Annotated in this window: 22 protein-coding genes; 11 read left to right on the top strand and 11 right to left on the bottom strand. The window is 65.2% G+C overall.

Features of this window, described 5'->3' with window-relative positions; all coding sequences use genetic code 11:
• Positions 1–2: 2 nt before the first annotated feature.
• The 3 genes from rbfA to CCK88_RS14485 form a co-directional block, all read right to left on the bottom strand.
• Positions 3–416 carry a 30S ribosome-binding factor RbfA gene (rbfA, locus tag CCK88_RS14495; protein ID WP_086471296.1) on the bottom strand — a complete coding sequence of 138 codons (414 nt, stop codon included), beginning with the start codon at positions 414–416 and terminating at the stop codon, positions 3–5.
• A 33-nt stretch (positions 417–449) separates the two neighbouring features.
• Positions 450–1115 (bottom strand): hypothetical protein, encoded by a 666-nt coding sequence (locus tag CCK88_RS14490; RefSeq protein ID WP_140049006.1) that lies wholly within the window; start codon positions 1113–1115, stop codon positions 450–452.
• A 172-nt stretch (positions 1116–1287) separates the two neighbouring features.
• Positions 1288–2307, bottom strand: coding sequence for a 2-hydroxyacid dehydrogenase (locus CCK88_RS14485; protein WP_086471294.1), 1020 nt, complete (start codon positions 2305–2307; stop codon positions 1288–1290).
• A gap of 114 nt (positions 2308–2421) precedes the next feature.
• On the opposite strand from CCK88_RS14485, the gene CCK88_RS14480 reads away from it, so the two are divergent.
• Positions 2422–2964, top strand: a complete 543-nt coding sequence (locus CCK88_RS14480; protein WP_244557552.1) for an SH3 domain-containing protein — start codon at positions 2422–2424, stop codon at positions 2962–2964.
• Positions 2965–2968: 4 nt separating this feature from the next.
• Here CCK88_RS14480 and CCK88_RS14475 read toward each other — a convergent pair whose 3' ends face one another.
• Positions 2969–3766, bottom strand: a complete 798-nt coding sequence (locus CCK88_RS14475) for a siderophore ferric iron reductase (RefSeq protein ID WP_086471292.1) — start codon at positions 3764–3766, stop codon at positions 2969–2971.
• A 169-nt stretch (positions 3767–3935) separates the two neighbouring features.
• Between CCK88_RS14475 and CCK88_RS14470 the strand changes: the two genes are divergently transcribed.
• The 3 genes from CCK88_RS14470 to CCK88_RS14460 all read left to right on the top strand — a co-directional run bounded on the left by CCK88_RS14470 (position 3936) and on the right by CCK88_RS14460 (position 7212).
• On the top strand, positions 3936–4364 hold the full coding sequence (locus tag CCK88_RS14470) for a TadE family protein (RefSeq protein WP_244557551.1): 429 nt from the start codon (positions 3936–3938) through the stop codon (positions 4362–4364).
• A 5-nt stretch (positions 4365–4369) separates the two neighbouring features.
• Positions 4370–6007 (top strand): TadG family pilus assembly protein, encoded by a 1638-nt coding sequence (locus tag CCK88_RS14465; protein WP_170926504.1) that lies wholly within the window; start codon positions 4370–4372, stop codon positions 6005–6007.
• A 77-nt stretch (positions 6008–6084) separates the two neighbouring features.
• Positions 6085–7212 carry a Gfo/Idh/MocA family protein gene (locus CCK88_RS14460; protein ID WP_086471289.1) on the top strand — a complete coding sequence of 376 codons (1128 nt, stop codon included), beginning with the start codon at positions 6085–6087 and terminating at the stop codon, positions 7210–7212.
• Positions 7213–7273: 61 nt separating this feature from the next.
• On the opposite strand, the gene CCK88_RS14455 is transcribed toward CCK88_RS14460, so the two are convergent.
• On the bottom strand, positions 7274–7879 hold the full coding sequence (locus CCK88_RS14455; RefSeq protein WP_086471288.1) for a hypothetical protein: 606 nt from the start codon (positions 7877–7879) through the stop codon (positions 7274–7276).
• Between the two features lie 99 nt (positions 7880–7978).
• On the opposite strand from CCK88_RS14455, the gene CCK88_RS14450 reads away from it, so the two are divergent.
• Together CCK88_RS14450 and CCK88_RS14445 are read left to right on the top strand one after the other, a co-directional pair.
• Positions 7979–8416: an RrF2 family transcriptional regulator gene (locus CCK88_RS14450; RefSeq protein ID WP_086471287.1), complete on the top strand. Its 438-nt coding sequence runs from the start codon at positions 7979–7981 to the stop codon at positions 8414–8416.
• Between the two features lie 81 nt (positions 8417–8497).
• A complete protein-coding gene (locus CCK88_RS14445; RefSeq protein ID WP_086471286.1) occupies positions 8498–9388 on the top strand; it encodes an NAD(P)/FAD-dependent oxidoreductase in 891 nt (296 codons plus the stop codon).
• A 96-nt stretch (positions 9389–9484) separates the two neighbouring features.
• Here CCK88_RS14445 and CCK88_RS14440 read toward each other — a convergent pair whose 3' ends face one another.
• Positions 9485–10522 carry an aldo/keto reductase gene (locus tag CCK88_RS14440; RefSeq protein WP_086471285.1) on the bottom strand — a complete coding sequence of 346 codons (1038 nt, stop codon included), beginning with the start codon at positions 10520–10522 and terminating at the stop codon, positions 9485–9487.
• Between the two features lie 71 nt (positions 10523–10593).
• On the opposite strand from CCK88_RS14440, the gene trhO reads away from it, so the two are divergent.
• The gene (trhO, locus tag CCK88_RS14435) at positions 10594–11631 is read left to right on the top strand and encodes an oxygen-dependent tRNA uridine(34) hydroxylase TrhO (protein WP_244557550.1); all 1038 of its coding nucleotides are present in this window, start codon (positions 10594–10596) and stop codon (positions 11629–11631) included.
• Here the strand turns inward: trhO and CCK88_RS14430 are convergent.
• Positions 11628–11942, bottom strand: a complete 315-nt coding sequence (locus CCK88_RS14430; protein WP_086471283.1) for a HigA family addiction module antitoxin — start codon at positions 11940–11942, stop codon at positions 11628–11630. The two genes, trhO and CCK88_RS14430, sit on opposite strands and share 4 nt — an antisense overlap.
• On the bottom strand, positions 11917–12198 hold the full coding sequence (locus CCK88_RS14425) for a type II toxin-antitoxin system RelE/ParE family toxin (RefSeq protein ID WP_086471985.1): 282 nt from the start codon (positions 12196–12198) through the stop codon (positions 11917–11919). The genes CCK88_RS14430 and CCK88_RS14425 overlap by 26 nt, the downstream gene beginning before the upstream one ends.
• Before the next feature lie 122 nt (positions 12199–12320).
• On the opposite strand from CCK88_RS14425, the gene CCK88_RS14420 reads away from it, so the two are divergent.
• Positions 12321–13274, top strand: a complete 954-nt coding sequence (locus CCK88_RS14420; protein WP_086471282.1) for a LysR family transcriptional regulator — start codon at positions 12321–12323, stop codon at positions 13272–13274.
• Here CCK88_RS14420 and CCK88_RS14415 read toward each other — a convergent pair.
• A complete protein-coding gene (locus tag CCK88_RS14415) occupies positions 13235–14020 on the bottom strand; it encodes a LytTR family DNA-binding domain-containing protein (RefSeq protein ID WP_170926503.1) in 786 nt (261 codons plus the stop codon). The genes CCK88_RS14420 and CCK88_RS14415 overlap by 40 nt on opposite strands.
• Before the next feature lie 89 nt (positions 14021–14109).
• Between CCK88_RS14415 and CCK88_RS14410 the strand changes: the two genes are divergently transcribed.
• Positions 14110–14625, top strand: a complete 516-nt coding sequence (locus tag CCK88_RS14410; protein ID WP_086471280.1) for a DUF2306 domain-containing protein — start codon at positions 14110–14112, stop codon at positions 14623–14625.
• Here CCK88_RS14410 and CCK88_RS14405 read toward each other — a convergent pair.
• Both CCK88_RS14405 and mbfA read right to left on the bottom strand, forming a co-directional pair.
• Positions 14576–15400, bottom strand: a complete 825-nt coding sequence (locus CCK88_RS14405) for an alpha/beta fold hydrolase (RefSeq protein WP_086471279.1) — start codon at positions 15398–15400, stop codon at positions 14576–14578. The genes CCK88_RS14410 and CCK88_RS14405 overlap by 50 nt on opposite strands.
• 107 nt (positions 15401–15507) lie before the next feature.
• A complete protein-coding gene (mbfA, locus tag CCK88_RS14400) occupies positions 15508–16488 on the bottom strand; it encodes an iron exporter MbfA (protein WP_086471278.1) in 981 nt (326 codons plus the stop codon).
• 147 nt (positions 16489–16635) lie between these two features.
• Between mbfA and CCK88_RS14395 the strand changes: the two genes are divergently transcribed.
• Positions 16636–17037 carry a hypothetical protein gene (locus CCK88_RS14395; protein WP_140049004.1) on the top strand — a complete coding sequence of 134 codons (402 nt, stop codon included), beginning with the start codon at positions 16636–16638 and terminating at the stop codon, positions 17035–17037.
• 55 nt (positions 17038–17092) lie between these two features.
• Positions 17093–17614, top strand: coding sequence for a YcnI family copper-binding membrane protein (locus CCK88_RS14390; protein WP_086471276.1), 522 nt, complete (start codon positions 17093–17095; stop codon positions 17612–17614).
• The last annotated feature ends 25 nt before the right edge of the window (positions 17615–17639 follow it).

Genomic DNA, 17639 nt, shown 5'->3' with positions numbered 1-17639 from the left:
CGTCAGTCTTCGCTGCTGTCGTCGGTATCGTCGTCGAGGTCGCGCTTCACCCGGTCCGAGCGCAGCAGCGCATCGATGCGACCGGCCTCCTCGAACGTATCGTCGACGAAGAAGCGGATTTCGGGCGCATATTTCAGGTCAATCAGCGGCGCGACGCGACCGCGGATGAACTTGCGATTGCGGTTGAGCGCCTCGACGATTTCCTCGGCATGGGCGCCGCCCAGCGGCATCACATAGGCATTGGCGATCTTGAGATCGGGCGTCATGCGCACTTCCGGCACGGTCAGCACCGCGCCGCTCAGGGCTTCATCCTCGATGTCACCCCGGGCAAACAGCGCCGCCAGGGCATGGCGCACCAGTTCCCCGACGCGCAGCATGCGCTGGCTTGGGCCAGCGGGCTTGTGGTCTTTTTTCATGGGCATGCGGATTAGGCCCTCTCGGGTCCGGCGTCAATCCGCAGCGGTCAGGGTGACGTCGCTCTTGAGCCGCGCCATATAGGCTTCGACCTCGCTCGATGCCACCGGCCAGCTCGCGGGATCGGCCGCATCGAACGCGTCGCCGCGCCATTCCTGGTAGACCATGCCGATGCCGGCATCGGACTTGTAGAAGCCCATCACCATCACCTCGCCCTGGCCGGCAAAGGCCGTGAAGCCGTCGAGATAGGCGCCGCAGACATAGCCCACCGGCGGCAGCATGTCGTCCTGGTCGGGCTCGAGCTGGAACAGCGCCACCGTCGCCGGGTCGCAGGACTGGGCATAGACATTGATCACCACCGAGCGAAAATCGGCCAGCGACAGGTTGGTCTGGTTGGAAACGCGGGCGCCATAGAGCGTGGTCCAGAACGCCTCGCCTTCGCCGCGCTTGTAGATTTCGAGATGCGCCTGACCGCTTTCCTCGAGAAAACGCGTCGAGACCTGTTCGGAGAGTTCGGCCGGGGTGGTGGCCCGGGCAGCCCAGTCCGGCGGCGGCAGCGTCAGCTTCTGGCCCATGGTTTCGAGCTCGAGTTGCCCGTCTACCTGGGTGAACGGCAGGGCGCCGGCCTCCTGGGCAAATCCGGGGAGCGTCGCGATCGCCAGGGCGGCCGCCACGGCCGGCACGAATTTGGTCATGGTCACGGGGTTCTCCTGACACCCGGCATCAAACACATCAGTCCCGTGGCGCGAGGCCCCCAGCCGCGCCGACAGGCTGACGATTAGGCGGCATGTCCCAAGGGTGCAAGAGCGGGGGGCGGTTATGCTTTCAAAACACAGGGCCGTTGCGGAATTGGTGCAACACTGCCCGCTCCGGTCAGGCCCGGGCGGTGCGCGGCAGCGGCCGGTCTGGCAACAGCCGGTGCGGCGGCTGGTGGCCATCCATGAAAGCGCGGATATTGACGATGACCGCCTCGCCCATCTCGACGCGCGCCTCGAGCGTCGCCGACGCCATATGCGCGGTCAGCACCACGCGATTGGCTTCCGCCAGCGCCAGCAGCCGGGGATTGATGTCCGGACGGTTCTCGAACACGTCGAGCGCCGCACCGGCAAGTCGCCCGCTTTCCAGCCGCTCGATCAGCGCGGTCTCGTCGAGCAGTTCCGGGCGGCTGACATTGACCACGTAGGATCCCGGCTTCATGCGGTCGAGCCGCTCCGCCGAAAGAATATGGTGAGTATCCCTCGTCAGCGGCGTGTGCAGCGACACGATGTCGACCTCGCCCAGCATGGCATCGAGATCGTCCCAATAGGTGGCGCCGAGCGGGGTTTCGACCGCCAGCGGCCGCTGCTGGCGCGAGAAATAGTGGATGTTGAGGCCGAAGGCGCGGGCGCGCTGCGCCACGGCCGTGCCGATCCGCCCCATGCCGACGATGCCCAGGGCCTTGCCGCGCAGGCGGTGCCCCAGCATCGAGGTCGGCGACCAGCCCGCCCACTGCCGGTCGCGCAGCAGCATCTGCGTGCCTTCCACCAGCCGCCGGGGCAGGGACAGCATCAGGGCCGTCGCCATGTCGGCCGTATCCTCGGTCAGCACAGAGGGGGTGTTGGTCACGGTCAGCCCCGCCGCCCAGGCCGCCTCGAGATCGATATTGTCCACGCCATTGCCGAACTGCGCGATCAGCCGCACGCTTGGGGGCAGCCGCCTGATCAGGTCGGCATCGATGCGGTCGGTAATGGTGGAAACCAGCACGTCCTTGCCCGCAAGGCCCGCGAGGATATCCTCGCTGGTCAACGCCACGTCGCCCTCGTTGACGTCGGTTTCGAACAGGGTGGCCATGCGCGCTTCAATGCTCGCGGGCAAGCGCCTCGTCACCAGGATCTTGGGCTTGTGTAATGTCATGCGTACCGAAAACCAGGCCGGAAAAACCCTGCGCCAGCGTCGCCTTCAGCGACCATTAAGGATCATGGGCTAGTGATAGGGCAAATCCAACCCGTCTGCAAAGTGATGTTGTTCTTGCCAGCCTTCACGGGCCGCGTTCGCGCTTTTTTTCTGTGTCTTTTAGCCGGTCTGACCGGTCTTTATGCCATTCCCGCCGCCGCCCAGGACAATCCCAGCGGCCTGCCTCTGCCGCGTTTCGTCACCACCCGTTCCAACCCGATCAACGTCCGTGTCGGGCCCGGCACGCGCTACGAAATCGCCTGGAATTACAAGGTGTCGGGCGTCCCCGTCGAGATCATCCAGGAATTCGATACCTGGCGCAAAATCCGCGATATCGACGGCGACGAGGGCTGGGTGCACCAGAGCCTGCTCTCGGGCAATCGTGCCGGCTTCGCCGAGCCGCTGATGGCCAATGGCGAGGTCGCCATTCATTCGGGCAAGTCGGCGGACGCCTCAGTGCGGGCCCGCCTGTCCGCCGGATTTCGCGTCTCCATCAGCGAATGCGACGGCAACTGGTGCAATGTCTCGGCCACCCAGCCGGGCACGCACACCTCCTATTCGGGCTGGGTCTCGCAGTCCGAGCTCTGGGGCGTCTACCCTACCGAGGAATTCGACTGAGCGCTCAGCTTGCCGCGGCCAGTTCCGCCACCGCATCGGCCGTCTGTCGCGCGAGCCGCAAGGCGTCGTCCTGCTTGGGGCATGAGGCGCAATAGGTGCCCGGAAACGCCAGATAGTCGAGGCAACAGCCCTTGCGCGCCGTGATCGCCACCTGCTTCCCGTCGTGGAGGGTGAGGATCTCGAGATCGCCCTGGCCGGTGAGCCCCATGGCCTTGAGCCACAGGCCGCAAAGGCGCTTCTGCTCGTCCACGCCCATGCCGGGACGGTAGTGATTGAGCCGCACCATCAGCCCCAGCATGCGGTCGGTCAAAAGCCGCAGCGCCGGAACGCGCTTGAGCTTGGTCACCCCGTTGATCTCGGCCAGCACGGCATCGCCCATACGGCGCAAGTCCTGCCCGGCGCGCGCGATCAGCACTTCGAGGTCGCCCTCCACCATCGGGCCGGGCCGCAGTCGATAGCCGTTGATGTCGATGTTCTGCCGCGCCTGTGACAGCGTCGTCACGTCGGGCAGCGCCCCGAACAGATGCACCGCGATCACCGCGAGGTAGGCCGGCTGCCACATGAGGTTGGTCCAGAGCCGCACCGCATAGAAGGGCTGCCCGGCATGGGGATAGCTCGCCTCCAGTCGCTGATAGAGCGTGGTCAGGAACTCGGTATTGTCCTGGCCCGGCGTGTGCCACCCCGGCAGGTGCCCGCCGGGCGCGCCCTTGAGAAAGCCCGTCGCCGATGCCCCGAGCGCGATGAAGCGCGTCAACGCGGCATCGTCGGCAGTGGGGGCGAAGAGATAGTTTCGGGCGGTCACGGCTGGCCTCTTGCGGGTCGTTCACTCCTACCCAGTGCAACCGGATAAATAAAGTCATATTTGGCCTGCGGGTATGTCCTGACGGCGAAACCACCGAGCCGTACCTTAACCAGCCGCTTGCCCTCGTCGCCCCACTGTCGCGCCGGGAACGTACTGGATGGAGGCACGGATGCGGCGGCGCCTGGGAGAGGGGCGAAGCGACACGTCGGCGGCGGCTGCAGTGGAATTCGCCATTCTCACGCCGGTCTACCTGCTGATGCTGGCCGGCATGCTCGCCTATGGCATCTACTTCAGCGCGGCCCATGCCTTGCAGCAGCTGGCGGCTGATGCCGCGCGCACGGCCATTGCCGGCCGAGACACCGCCGAGCGCAACCGGCTGGTCACCGACTTTCTGGCGCGCAATGCCTCGGCCTACATGCTGATCGATCCCACCCTGCTCCGGCATCGTGTCGGCGACAGCCTCACCGATCCGAACCAGTACGAAGTCCATCTCAGCTACGACGCCACGCGCCTGCCTATCTGGAACCTCTATCCGCCGCTGCCGCTCCCGGACACCACGATCAGTTATGGCGCCACCATCCGCCGGGGCGGAATATGATCGGCATGGGGTCTGAATTTCGCCGCGATGAGCGCGCCAATATGTCGATCCTGTTTGCCTTCGGCTTTACGATTTCCGCCCTGGTGTCGGCAGTGGCGGTTGATGCAGCCTCGCTTTATCAGGAGCGCAGGCTGTTGCAGGCCGGGGTAGACCTGGCGGCGATAGCGGCGGCGGCCGAACCCTCCCGCGCCGTCGAGATCGTCCAAACCGTGTTGGTCGGGGCGCGGCTCCTTGCCCCGGCCAGCATGGATGGACTGACCGTGGTAACCGGCCGGTATGACCCGGCGCCAGCGCTCATCGCCGATCGTTTCACGCCCGGCGGTCTACCCGCCAATGCCGTATCGGTCACCCTGGAGCGGCCCGGAACCCTCTATTTCGCCGGCGGATTGATCGAAACCCCGCGCCTTCACGCCGCAGGCATCGCCTCGGTGACGCCCGAAGTGTCGTTTTCGCTTGGATCGCGCCTCGCCAGTCTCAATGGAGGCCTTGCCAACGAAGTGCTCTCAAGGTTGCTGGGCACCACCGTGTCCCTGTCGATAGCCGACTACACGGCGCTTGCGGCCGCGCGTATCGATACGCTGCTGCTCCTCGACGCTGTTGGCCAGCGCATCGGCGTCACGGCTGGCACCTACGACCATCTTCTCGCGATGGATGCGCGTAGCGGTACGGTCGCTGCGGCGCTCGCCAGCCTTACCACGGGCGCCGCCCGCACCGCGCTCAACGCCATTGCCGGTGGCGGCGCCGGTCATGCAGTGCCGCTGTCCAAGCTCGCCCGGCTTGGCCAACTGGGAGGGCTGCAGGTGGGCAGCGGCAGTTCATCGGGTTTTGCGCTCTCGGCTCTGGAAACACTGGTCGCCACCGCATCCGTCGCCGATGGCGATCGACAGGCTTCGGTCAACCTCGCGGCATCGGTCCCGGGCCTCGTTTCGCTCAAGCTCGATCTGGCCATCGGCGAAAGGCCGCAGGGCGCGGCCTGGTTCGCGGCAGGGCCGCCGGGCACGATGGTGCGGACGGCGCAAGTGCGCATGCGCATCAAGGCGGACATGCTCGGCGGCTCCGCCCTGCTCGGCGCCGGCGTGTCTTTGCCGCTCTGGCTCGATCTCGCCCAGTCCGAGGCACAGGTCGTTTCCGCATCCTGTCCCTCCGTCGCGGCGCCGCGGGGTAGCGCCCGCCTTGCCGTGCTGCCGGGCGCGGCCCGCCTTGGACTTGGAACCCTCAGCGATGCGGCACTGAACGACTTCGCAGCCCCGGTGCCACACGGCGCGACAGTGTTGATCAATGCCCTGGTGCTCAGGATCAGCGCATCGGCCCAGGTGAATGTGGCGCAGACCGCGCCAATCCAGCTCGATTTCTCCTCCGCCGAGATTGCCGCCGGTACGGTCAAGACGGCGCGCACCACCACCCCCGTGGCCTCGCTTGCCGGGTCGCTCCTGGGCACGCTCGACCTCACCGTGAGCGTCCTCGGTATCGGGCTCTCGCCGCCCGCGACCTTTGCCCAGGCCCTGCGCAACCTTCTGGCGCCCATGGCTCCGACGCTCGATCTCACCATCAGCGGTGCCCTGGCGGCGCTGGGGCTCGGTGTTGGCGAAGCGGATGTGCGGGTCTATGGCGTGCGCTGCGATCGTGCGGTGCTGGTGGGCTAGCAATTCTTTGCCGATCCCACTTCCGACTCCCATCCACCCCGGATAGTCTGATGCACGTACATCTGGGAGGATTGCCAATGAGCGGCAAGCGCCTTGGTATCGGCTTTATCGGTACCGGCAACATTTCGTCGGCCTATTTGAAGGCTATTCTGGGCAAGGACGGCATGCCGGGCTTCGGCGTTCTCGACGTCAAGGGTCTCGCCGACATGAAGGCCGAGGCCGCCAGCGCCCGCGCCAGCGAATTCGGCCTGAAGTCCATGACGGTCGATCAGCTCCTGGCCGATCCGGAAATCGACCTCGTGGTCAACCTCACCATCCCGCGCGCCCATGTGGAGGTGGGCCTGAGGTGCATAGCGGCCGGAAAACACGTCTATTCCGAAAAGCCGCTGGGCATCACCTATGCCGAGGGTCGCAAACTGCTCGATGCCGCCAATGCTGCGGGCCGCCGCATCGGCTCGGCCCCGGACACGTTCCTTGGCGGATCCCACCAGCAGGCACGCGCTGTCGTCGATAGCGGCGCGCTCGGCACCATCGTCGGCGGTACCGCCTTCTTCCAGTGTCCCGGCCACGAAAGCTGGCACCCCGATCCGGCCTTCTATTACGATATCGGCGGCGGCCCCATGCTGGACATGGGACCCTATTACATCACCGACCTCGTCAACCTGCTCGGCCCGGTGGCGCGCGTCTCGGCCATGTCGTCGCGCCTCCGCACCGAACGCACCGTGACCTCTGAACCCAAGAAGGGCCAGGTCATGCCGGTGCATGTCGACACCCACGTCACCGGTTCGCTCGGCTTTGCCAACGGCGCCGTAGTGCAGATCGGCATGAGCTTCGACGTCGCCGCCCACAAGCATGTGCCGCTCGAACTTTACGGCACCGAGCAGTCGCTGATCGTTCCCGATCCGAATTTCTTCGGTGGCGAGGTCGAGTTGCGCAAGCGCGGGCGTGACGAGAACTGGACCCCGGTCCAGGTCGAGCAGCCCTATGCCGAAGGCAACTTCCGCTCGCTCGGTGTGGCCGACATGGCGCTGGGCATTCTCGAAAACCGACCGCATCGCGCCAATGGCGATCTGGCGCTGCATGTGCTCGAGGTCATGGAAGCCTTCGAACATGCATCGCGGGACGGGCGCACGGTCGAGATCAAAACCCCGGTAGAGCGCCCCGCGCCGCTGGCCGAAAGCCTCCGCGACGGCAAACTGGGCTAGCCTGCTCAACCACCCGCAGTTCCGTCCTCGGGCTTGGCCCGAGGACGGAACTGGACGGGGCTTACCAGTACCATCCCAGCGCCTCGGCTGCGTCCTTGTCGAAATAGAGTTTTACTTCGGTATCGTTGGCCGGGTCGGTTTCGCCATCGATATATTGGCGCTGCAGCAGCGTAACCACCTGCGTCTCGGCGTCCGCGCTGCGGTAGACATAGTCGAAGCAGTCGTCGTTATCTTCGACCGTGACCTGGCTCCTGATTTCCTGCCGGAGGTTTTCCAGCGCCCGCCCTTCGATGGCATTGCCATCGCTGCGCGTGTAGCCGCGCACCGACGGGATCCAGTCAAAGCCGATCTCGCAGATATACCTGTCGTCGCGCAGTTCTCCGCGGTCGACGAAGGCTATGTCCACCTCTTCGCTCCAGGGATTTGAAATCTCGTAAGTGGCGTCCGTGCCCTCGACCGAGAGGTAGATGTCGGACCAGGCGCAATTGCCGTCCTGCTCGCGGTAGCACCAGCGCTCCGCACCGATCATCAGGGCCGCCACGTCATCGATATGAACGAGCTTGCCGGCCTTCATCCGGTCGAGCACGGCCTGGCTCTGCGCGTCGAAGGCCTGGCCGGGCAGGGCGCCTGCCAAAAGCAGGGCAACTGGAAAAACGATCTGGCGCATGGCGAACCCTCCCGAGGTAGGAGAGCAGTCTAACCCAGCCCCAACCCACACGAAACCCGGCACTTGACGGCGAGCGCAATGTGTAACAATAAAAGTTACATGAAACGCTCCAGCCGACTGTCCATCGCCCTGCATGCGCTCGTGCATCTGCACGCCCAGCCCGGCAAGTCTCTGACCTCGACGGCGCTCTCCACCTGCCTCATGACCAATCCGGTCGTCGTGCGCCGGGTGCTGGGCGAATTGCGCGAGGCGGGCATTGTCGATGCCAGCAAGGGTCCCAATGGCGGCTGGACCCTGTCGCGGCCGGCCGAGGAGATTACCCTCCATGCCGTGTATTCGGCCATGGGCGAACGCCTGCTGCTGCGCACCGAAAGCGATCCCGGCGATGCCGCCTGCGGCATCGTCCGATCGGTCGATCGGGTCATGACCGATTTTCTCGACGATGCCGAGGCGCTCCTCGCGGCGCGGCTGAGCCGGGTGAAACTGAGCGATATCGCCAGCCAGGCGCGCCATGGAGGCTTCCCGACCCTGGCCTGAACCAAATCCCCGCAAGCGGACTTGCCCGGAATGCCCCCTGGCGCCGGACGGCTCCGCTCGCCCTCGAAAAAGGAGAATACAATGCAGGATGTCATTATCGTCGGCGGCAGCTTTGCCGGCCTCACCGCCGCCATGCAGCTTGGTCGCGCCCGTCGGAAAGTCACCGTGCTCGACACCGGCCTCAACCGCAACCGCTATGCCGAGCATGCCCATAACATCCTCGGTCAGGACGGCACGCCTCCCCATGACATGCTGCGTGTCGCCCGCGCCCAGGTCGGGCAATACCCGACCGTCGATCTGGTCGCGGGCAAGGCCGTCACCGTCGCCGGCGAGCCTGACAATTTCACCGTCACGACCGAGGCCGGTGAGACCATAGCAGGCCGCCGGCTGATCCTGAGCTACGGCATCGTCGACGAATTTCCCGCTATCCCGGGGTTTGCCGAAAGCTGGGGCAGGACGGTCATCCACTGCCCGTTCTGTCACGGCTACGAAGTGGCCGGAACGCGCTGGGGGCTGGTCTATTCGTCGCCCATGTCGCTGCATGGCCCGGTTCTCTACGCCAACTGGACCGACGACATCACCCTCTTCCTTGATGGTCACGACATCATCGACGAGGAGCGGCACAAGCTCGGCAAGCGCGGCGTCAAGCTGGTCGATGGCAAGCTCGCGACCATCCGCCATAGCGAGGGTAAGATCTCCGCCGTGGTCACCGAGGACGGAACCGAATACGGCCTCGAGGCGCTCTACGCGCATCCGCGCAACCGGCCCTCGGCAGATCTGCACGCCCAGCTCGGTCTGGAGATGAAGGACACGCCCACCGGCACCATGGTCCAGGTCGGCGACATGCAGGCCACTTCGCGTCCCGGCATCTATGCCTGCGGCGATCTCTCGACCGGCATGCACTCGGTCACCTTCGCCAGCAATTCCGGCTCGCTCGCCGCCATGGGCGCGCTGCAATCGATGATGGTGTAAGGCCAGAGCCCCCGCACCCGACCCTGCGCGCCCACCTCTCCCCTGGGGGAGAGGTCGACGGCGACGCCGGCGGGCGAGGGGGCCTTGCCCAAATTGTTACCGCAACCAGCCCTGCGGGCGCGGCTGCAGTTCCATCTGCCCGCCCTTGGTGGCCTCGTCGATGGCCGCGATTTCCTCCTCGGACAGGTCGAGGTTGTTGAGCACGCCCAGATTGTCCTTGAGCTGGTCGAGAGTGCGTACCCCGATCAGCGCAGAGGTCATTTCCTTGCGCCGCAGCACCCAGCTCAGCGCCAGCTGCACCATGGATTGCCCGCGCGCCCGCGCGATCTCGCCCACCTTCTGTACGGCATCGAGAACGCGCGGCTCGATATGGCTGGCGCGCAGCGTTCCGTTCGGATTGTCGCCGCGCGATCCCTCGGCATGCCCCGAATTGTACTTGCCCGAAAGCACGCCCTGGGCCAGCGGCGAAAACGCGATGACGCCGATCCCGAGCTCGCCACAGGCATCGATGGTGCGGTCGTTCTCGATCCAGCGGTTGATCATCGAATAGCTCGGCTGGTGGATGGTTGTCGCCACGCCCATCTCCTTGAGGAGGCGATGGGCTTCGCGCGTCTGCGCCTCCGGGTAGGACGAGATGCCGACATAGAGCGCTTTGCCCGATTTCACCGCATGGGCCAGTGCGCCCATCGTTTCCTCGAGCGGCGTATCGGGGTCGAAGCGGTGGGAATAGAAGATGTCCACATAGTCGAGCCCCAGGCGCTTGAGCGACTGGTCGAGGCTGGCCAGCACATACTTCCGGCTTCCCCATTCGCCATAGGGACCGGGCCACATATTGTATCCCGCCTTGGTCGAGATGATCATCTCGTCGCGATAGGGCCGGAAGTCGCGGGCCATCACCTGGCCGAACAGTTCCTCCGAGGATCCTGCCGGCGGGCCGTAATTGTTGGCGAGGTCGAAATGGGTCACGCCCTGGTCAAAGGCATAGCCGAGGATTTCCATGGCGCCCGGATAGTCGCGCGTGCCCCCGAAATTCTGCCACAGCCCCAGGCTCACCACCGGCAGCTTCAGCCCGGATTTGCCGGACCGGCGGTACTGCATGGTGTCGTAGCGTGCGTTATCCGCCCGATAGGTCATGGTCTACTCCCAATGTTATGGCTGCGGCCGCCCGTGACGTCGGGCTCGACCGGTGATATGAGCGGCGGGAAATGACCGCGCCTCGCTCTATGTCCACCGCCACTGTGCCCCAGCCCCATCATCCATACAAGGTGATGGCGGTCTATAAATTCGCCGCTCTGCCCGATGCCGAGGCCCTCAAGGCGCCGCTGGCCGAATTCTGCTGCGCCAGAGGCATCAAGGGCACGCTGATCCTCGCGCCCGAAGGTATCAACGGCACCGTCGCCGGCACACCCGACGCGATCGATGCCCTGGCGGCGTTTCTGTTCTCGACCGGCCCGTTCGGGGCACGGCTCGCCGGTGCCGAAACCAAGTATTCATTCGCCGATACCGCGCCTTTCCTGCGCATGAAGGTGCGCATAAAACCCGAGATCGTCACGCTGCGCGCGCCTCAGATCGATCCCAATAGGCAGGTCGGCACCTATGTCGAGCCCGAGGACTGGAATGCGCTGATAGAGCGCAATGATGTGGTCCTTGTCGATACCCGCAACGACTACGAGGTCGGTCTGGGCACCTTCCAGCGCGCGCTCGATCCCGGCACGCAGAACTTCACCGAGTTCAAGGACTACGTCGCCAGCAACCTCGATCCGGCGCGAGACAAGAAGGTGGCCATGTTCTGCACCGGCGGCATTCGCTGCGAGAAGGCCTCGTCCTACCTTCTGAGCCAGGGTTTCGAGGAAGTCTTCCACCTCAAGGGCGGCATCCTGAAATATCTCGAAGTCACCCCGCCCGAGCAAAGTCGCTTCACCGGCGAATGCTTCGTCTTCGACGAGCGCGTATCGGTGGGCCACGGGCTAGAGCTGGGCACTGCCACGCTCTGTCGCGCCTGCCGGCATCCGCTGACCGAGGCCGATCGCCGGCATGCCGATTACCACGAAGGCGTCAGCTGCCCGCACTGCATTGGCGATGCCGCCAAGCACGAGGCCGCCGCCGAACGCCAGCGCCAGATGGATCTGGCAAAAAAGCGCGGCGCCACCCATCTGGGCGATGAAGCAATGTCCGAGGCGCACAAGCGCCGGGAGCAGAAGAAGGCCTTGGCCGAACAGTCCCGCCTGGCCAACAAGGGCTAGGCGGCGCGCGGCTCGATCCGGCTCAGATCGTCCCCAATCTCGCGCCGCTTTTCCATCAGGTCGTACTCGGTCTGCAAGGCGAGGAAAAACCCCTCCGAAAGCCCGAAATAGCGCGCCAGCCGCAGGTCGGTGTCCGCCGTTACGCTGCGTTGCCCCAGTACGATCTCGTTGATCCGTCGCGGCGGCACATGAATGCCACGCGCCAGGGCATTCTGGCTCAGACCCAATGGCTTGAGGAAGTCTTCCAGCAGGATTTCCCCCGGGTGCGGGTTGGCTAGAAAGTCATCAGTGGTAGTCGACGATTTCGACATGGGCCGGTCCTCCGTCTTCCCAGATGAAGCAGATGCGCCACTGGTCATTGATGCGGATACTCCATTGATCCGAACGGTTGCCCTTCAGGCTCTCGAGCCGGTTGCCGGGTGGTATCCGCAGATCCTGCAACTGGCGGGCGGCGTGGAGCAGACGAAGCTTGCGTAGGGCAATGGACTGGATGTCGCCGGGTAGTTTACGGCTGCGTCGGCCCTGCCATATCAGCTCCGTTTCGCCATCGGCAAAGCTCTGGATCATGGATGAGATCATAACGCGACGCGTTATATAACGCAATCCGTTATGCGCCACATGACGTATAGACATTGCCAATGGCGCGCGCGATAGATCGCCGGAAACCATCTGTCACATAAGTCTATCCGATGGACCTCGATCAGCTCCGCACTTTCGACCGTATCGTCCGGGACCAGTCCTTCACCCGCGCCGCAGCTCATCTCAATATCACCCAGGCCACAGCCTCCATGCGGATCCGTGCGCTGGAGCAGCTTCTGGGCGTGCAGCTTTTCGTGCGCGGACGCACGGTCACCCTCACTGATCAGGGCATGACCTTCCTGCCTTTTGCCCGCCGCATCATCGGCACGGCACAGGAAGGGCGCGAGGCCTTGCGCCGGGTCGAGCGCGGCCGCGTCTCCATCGGTTCGCTGCGCACCCTGGTATCGCCGCTCATCACCGAAAGCCTGCTGCGCTTCCAGGAAAAATACCCGGCCGTCGACGTGGTCGTGCGCGAGGGACGTCAGGCGCAGATCGCCGCCATGCTGCATGAGCGCGAAGTGGAAATGGGCATTCTCTGCTGGCCCAATATCGATCCGCTGGTGGTCGATCTCGAGCCATTGATCATCATGCGCGAACGCGTGCCGCTCGTGGTGTCGCCCGAAGTGGCGGCGAGGCTCTCGAGCCAGCCCAGCATCGATGAAGTGCTGGCTCTGGTGCCGCGCGTCATTGCCCTGCGCTGGTGGCAGGCCGATCCCGAACGCGCCGCGGCGCTGGTGCGCCTGGCCCAGACCAGCGTCGAATTGCCCACGGGTCCGGCGCGGCGCCTCGCTCTCAAGGGAGAAGGGCTCGGCTTTTTCGTCAACTCGGCGGTGGAGGAGGATGTGCGGGCAGGTCGCCTCGTCGAGATTTCACCGATCGATTTCGAGCCGCTGCACCGCGATACGGCCATGGTCGTGCGCAATCCGGCGGTGCTTGAGCGCCCGATGCTGGCCGACTTCATTCGCGAAATCGCCCAGGAAAGCGCACGCGTCGGCGAAATCATCGACGATCGCCTGCATCTGTTTCAGTCCAGCAGTCCCGCTGCGCGGGTCGCCTCCAGATAGGTCCGGCTGACCGGCACCATCGTTCCGGTCACCAGTTCCAGCATGGGCTTGCCCGCCTGCCGCGTGCTGCGTCGCACAGCGTCGAGCGCCACCCAGTGCGACCGGTGCACCTGCAGTCCGGGCACCGGCGCGGTCTCCCGCATGGCGTCCGAAAGGCGCATCAGCACGAGGGTCGTGCCCTTGTCGGTGGTGACGTCGACATAATGGTCCGATACAGCCAGATGCACGAGCCGGCCGCGCAGCCCGCGCGGCAGCCGCGCGAGCAGCGCCGGCTCGGCTTCCGTCGCCGCGCCCGCGTCGACAGGAACGGCGCCTGCGGGCCGCGCCCCGAGCAGGGCGCTCAACAGCGTCACCGCCATCGAGATCAGGGTGCAGTAGATGGTCAGCGTCATCAGGTCGATGACGGTGATGTCGGGCCCGAACACGGCCCAATTGAGCAGCGCCACCAGCGCGGCGATGAACGGCCCCGCCGCCCCGCCTGCGATCAGCGCCGCCAGCCACTCCGGCAGACGTGGTCGCAACAACCGCTCGACCACGCTGGCCACCAGCGTACCCATCGCAGCGGTCCCCACCACGATGGCGCTCCAGTAGGCCAGCCGCGGCACGACCGGGATCGCCTCATAGGTGCCGAAAGGCCCGATCATGCCGGCAATCAGGCTCAGCACCACGAGCACCGCCCAGCTTCGGCTGTCGCGCAGCAGCCGCTGCATTTCGCGAAGCGTGGATTGCATGGGCCTGTCGCTCACGAAGTATTCCGGCTGTTCGAGTAGGGCGGGTTGAGGTGCCGAGTGTACCGCGTCACCCATGCAGGGCAATCACCCAGCGGAGCCTTTTCATGACTCTCCAGCCTATCCTGCATGCCGACTTCGCCATTCAGCTTCATGTCGCCACCGCCGTCGCGGCCGTGTTCATCGGCGCCTTCGTGTTGTGGCGTCGAAAGGGCACGAGACTGCACAAGGCGCTGGGCCGCATCTGGGTCGTGCTGATGCTCGTCACCGCGACGAGCGCGCTCTTTATCCACGAAATCCGGCTGATCGGACCCTTCAGCCCGATCCACCTGTTCTCGCTGTTCACCTATGTCACGCTCTTCAATGGCCTCAAGGCCATTATCGTCGATCGTGACAGCCGCCGTCATCGGGCGGAAATGCAAGGTCTTTATGCCGGTGCCCTCATGCTGGCCGGCGCGTTCACCTTCCTGCCCGGCCGGCGCATGCATCTCATGCTGTTCGGACCGGACGCCGGCTGGGCGCACTCGCTCATGGTGCTGGTGCCGGTGCTGGCAGGGGCGCTTTTCCTGTGGCTCAACCTGCGGCGCCGGGCCCTGGTCCCGCTGCTTTCGTCACGAAACTGAGGATTTCGCGACGCCAGTCTTCGCGGGCGTCGAGATTGGCGCAATGCCCGCCATCGGCCAAGTGCGCGATCCGCCAGTTCGGCAGATCGTTCAGCCGGACCAGCTGCGGCAGCAGGGCCCGGTTGACCGCCCGGTCCTTGCCGCCCGTCAGGATCAGGCCCGGACCCGTCCACGCCCGTGCCGCCTCGGTCAGGTCGTAGCGCCGGATATCATCCACGATCGCGCCCGCCCCCCGCACGTCGTACTGGTTCAGCATGGCCTCGATCAGGGGTCGAGCGGCCCTGTTGTGTGTCGTGCTGATGGCCGTCATCCGCGCCGCGATCCGTCGCCCCGGCACCCGATCCATCAGCGCCAGCATCCAGCCCCTTGCCGGCACGTCGAGCGCCAGCGCCGTGCCGAAAATGCTCAGCGAAGCCAGCCGCTCTGGCGCCTCCACGCTCGCGCCCAGTCCCAGAATGCCGCCCAGCGAATTGCCGATCCAGTGCACCCGGGTCATCCCGATGTGGTCGATCATGGAATAGATATCCGCCCGCAGTCGCGACGTCGCGAAACTGCCGGCTTCAACCCGGGCCGGCAGGCCCGACCGTCCATGGCCCCTGAGGTCTGGCACGAGTACGCGAAAATCGCGTGCCGCAAACCATTCCATATCGCTTTCGAACTGCGCCCCTCCGGCTCCGAGCCCGTGGCAGAGCAGCAGCGGCACACCCGTTTTTGGACCCAGCAGCCCAAAATGAAGGCGTGTGCCGTCATCGACCTCGATCTCGTGTTTCTCCATGGTCCCGGTATAGCGGCCAACGATTGCCGCGCAATGGCCGATATGATCCCGATGCGCCCCTTCCCAGCTCGAAGGGAAATTAGGTGGGAGTCGCTGCCAAAGCCCGTTCAAGCGCTTCCGATCAGGATCCCTGCCGCAAACACCAGCGAGCCGCCCAGCACCACCTGCATCACCGCGCGCCAGAACGGGGTCTGCATATAGCGCTTCTGGATATAGGCGATGGCCCATAGCTCGATCAGCACCACCACGATGGCGACGGCGGTGGCGGTAAAGAAGTCGGCGATGAGGTAGGGCAGGGCGTGTCCAAGGCCGCCAATGGCGGTCATGATGCCGGCCGCCAGTCCGCGCTTGATCGGCGAGCCCCGGCCGGTCAGTCTTCCGTCATCCGATGCGGCTTCCGTAAAGCCCATGGATATGCCCGCGCCCACGGCTGCGGCGAGCCCGACGAGAAAAGTCTGGTGCGTATCGCCCGTGGCGAAGGCTGCGGCAAACACCGGCGCCAGCGTCGAAACCGATCCATCCATCAACCCGGCAAGGCCCGGTTGCACATAGGTCAGGAGAAACTGGCGGTGCACTTCATGCGCCTCGCTGTCGCGTCCGGCCGCGCCCAGCACGGTTTCATCGATCTGGTCGGCACGCGTGGCATGACCTTTTTCGGCTGCGGCCAGGTCGCCCAATAGCTTGCGCAGTCCCGCATCCGTGACGTTCCTTGCGGCCTCGAGATAGAAGCGATAGGCGCCTTCCTCCATCTCCCACACCTGCTGGCGCGCCTGTTCCAGGGTCATCGTTTTCTGAAGCCATACCGGTTTGCGCGTCAGGAAACCGCGCACATGCTCGCGGCGGATCGGCACGAGCCGGGTTCCGAAGCGGACGACGTAGAGATCGAGCAGCCTGCGGCGGTGCTCGTCCTCCTCGGCGGCCATGCCCTCGAACAGCGCTGCGCTGCCCGGATAGGTGTCGCCCAGTCGCGCGGCGAACTCCGAATAGATGCGCCCATCCTCTTCCTCGGCCGCCACCGCCAGGGAAAGGATTTCCCGCTCGCTCAACGACGCAAAGTCACGACGGGTGTCCGGCCAAAAGCGCAGCATCGCCGCCCTCCAGTTTAGAATGGTTCCAGACAACAGTTAGAACGGTTCTAAACTGACGGCAACTGCTTTTCTGCTGCGACATCGTGTTGCCGTCCCGCCGCCGCAAGTTGCTTGAGCCCGAGAGCGTCCCGCGCTAACGAGATGTTCGTGAGCACCTCAGCGCCAACCATGAAGGGTCGGATGTTCCGCGAAGCCGGCATGGCAGTCGCGGTACTAGCCATTTATGTGCTGACCCTGCTCCTGCCGCTGCATCAGGCCGCGGGCCTCCAGCGCGATCTCAATGCCCTTGGCTATTCGACGCTGTCGAGCTGGTCCATTTGCCAGCCCATGGCGCAGGACGACGAGGGCAACCCAGCGGCCGCTGCGGCGCTGACCTGTCCGGTGACCGGCATTGCCAAGCATCAGCTGACGGCCGTTCTGCCGCCGGTTCTGCTGCTCGAGGCGCCCACTGTTGCCGAACTCGTGGTCTTTGCGGAGACGGCGGCGCCCTCACGTCCCATCCTGCCTGCCCATTTTGGGCAGTCGCGCGCCCCTCCCGTCGCTGTCTGATCAAGCCCGGGCGGTTTGCCGCCCACGTTCAGACCATTTGACCGGAGATCATCACATGATCCGCACGTTCGCCTGCGCCACCCTGGCCGCATCTGCCGTTTTCGCGCTCGCCGCGCCCGCTTTCGCCCACGCCACCCTTGAAGTCGGCGAAGCCGCCATCGGCTCGTCCTACAAGGCCGTGCTCCGCGTGCCACATGGCTGCGGCACCGAGGCCACCCACACCGTCCGCATCCAGATCCCCGAAGGCTTTTTCAACGTCAAGCCCATGCCCAAGGCCGGCTGGGACCTCGAAACCGTCACCGGTCCCTACGAAAACGCCTACATGAACCACGGCACCGAGGTGACGGAAGGCGTCAGGGAGATCGTGTGGTCGGGCGGCAACCTGCCCAACGAGTGGTATGACGAGTTCGTCTTCCGCGGCACCTTTGCCGACACGCTCCAACCCGGCCCCTTCTACTTCCTGTCCATCCAGGAATGCGCCACCGGCGAAGAAGCCTGGATCGAGACCTCGGAAGACGGCGACATGCCCGCGCCCAGCGTCACGCTCGTGCCGTCGGAAGCCGCTCCCGGCCACTGACCGATAAGGGGGGTGGGCCTGTCCG

The sequence above is a fragment of the Devosia lucknowensis genome, from assembly GCF_900177655.1.
GTDB classification, from domain to species: domain Bacteria; phylum Pseudomonadota; class Alphaproteobacteria; order Rhizobiales; family Devosiaceae; genus Devosia; species Devosia lucknowensis.
The sequence above is the reverse complement of the archived record's forward strand: the minus strand, read 5'-3'. Positions and strand labels throughout refer to the sequence as shown.

Coding starts and splice junctions, on each gene's coding strand:
- CCK88_RS14450 (WP_086471287.1), top strand. CDS start 7,979: ATGAAACGCTCCAGCCGACTGTCCATCGCCCTGCATGCGCTCGTGCAT.
- CCK88_RS14470 (WP_244557551.1), top strand. CDS start 3,936: ATGCGGCGGCGCCTGGGAGAGGGGCGAAGCGACACGTCGGCGGCGGCT.
- trhO (WP_244557550.1), top strand. CDS start 10,594: ATGACCGCGCCTCGCTCTATGTCCACCGCCACTGTGCCCCAGCCCCAT.
- CCK88_RS14425 (WP_086471985.1), bottom strand. CDS start 12,198: ATGATCCAGAGCTTTGCCGATGGCGAAACGGAGCTGATATGGCAGGGC.
- CCK88_RS14445 (WP_086471286.1), top strand. CDS start 8,498: ATGCAGGATGTCATTATCGTCGGCGGCAGCTTTGCCGGCCTCACCGCC.
- mbfA (WP_086471278.1), bottom strand. CDS start 16,488: ATGCTGCGCTTTTGGCCGGACACCCGTCGTGACTTTGCGTCGTTGAGC.
- CCK88_RS14410 (WP_086471280.1), top strand. CDS start 14,110: ATGACTCTCCAGCCTATCCTGCATGCCGACTTCGCCATTCAGCTTCAT.
- CCK88_RS14485 (WP_086471294.1), bottom strand. CDS start 2,307: ATGACATTACACAAGCCCAAGATCCTGGTGACGAGGCGCTTGCCCGCG.
- CCK88_RS14420 (WP_086471282.1), top strand. CDS start 12,321: ATGGACCTCGATCAGCTCCGCACTTTCGACCGTATCGTCCGGGACCAG.
- CCK88_RS14465 (WP_170926504.1), top strand. CDS start 4,370: ATGGGGTCTGAATTTCGCCGCGATGAGCGCGCCAATATGTCGATCCTG.
- CCK88_RS14430 (WP_086471283.1), bottom strand. CDS start 11,942: ATGTCGAAATCGTCGACTACCACTGATGACTTTCTAGCCAACCCGCAC.
- CCK88_RS14440 (WP_086471285.1), bottom strand. CDS start 10,522: ATGACCTATCGGGCGGATAACGCACGCTACGACACCATGCAGTACCGC.
- rbfA (WP_086471296.1), bottom strand. CDS start 416: ATGAAAAAAGACCACAAGCCCGCTGGCCCAAGCCAGCGCATGCTGCGC.
- CCK88_RS14390 (WP_086471276.1), top strand. CDS start 17,093: ATGATCCGCACGTTCGCCTGCGCCACCCTGGCCGCATCTGCCGTTTTC.
- CCK88_RS14455 (WP_086471288.1), bottom strand. CDS start 7,879: ATGCGCCAGATCGTTTTTCCAGTTGCCCTGCTTTTGGCAGGCGCCCTG.
- CCK88_RS14460 (WP_086471289.1), top strand. CDS start 6,085: ATGAGCGGCAAGCGCCTTGGTATCGGCTTTATCGGTACCGGCAACATT.
- CCK88_RS14405 (WP_086471279.1), bottom strand. CDS start 15,400: ATGGAGAAACACGAGATCGAGGTCGATGACGGCACACGCCTTCATTTT.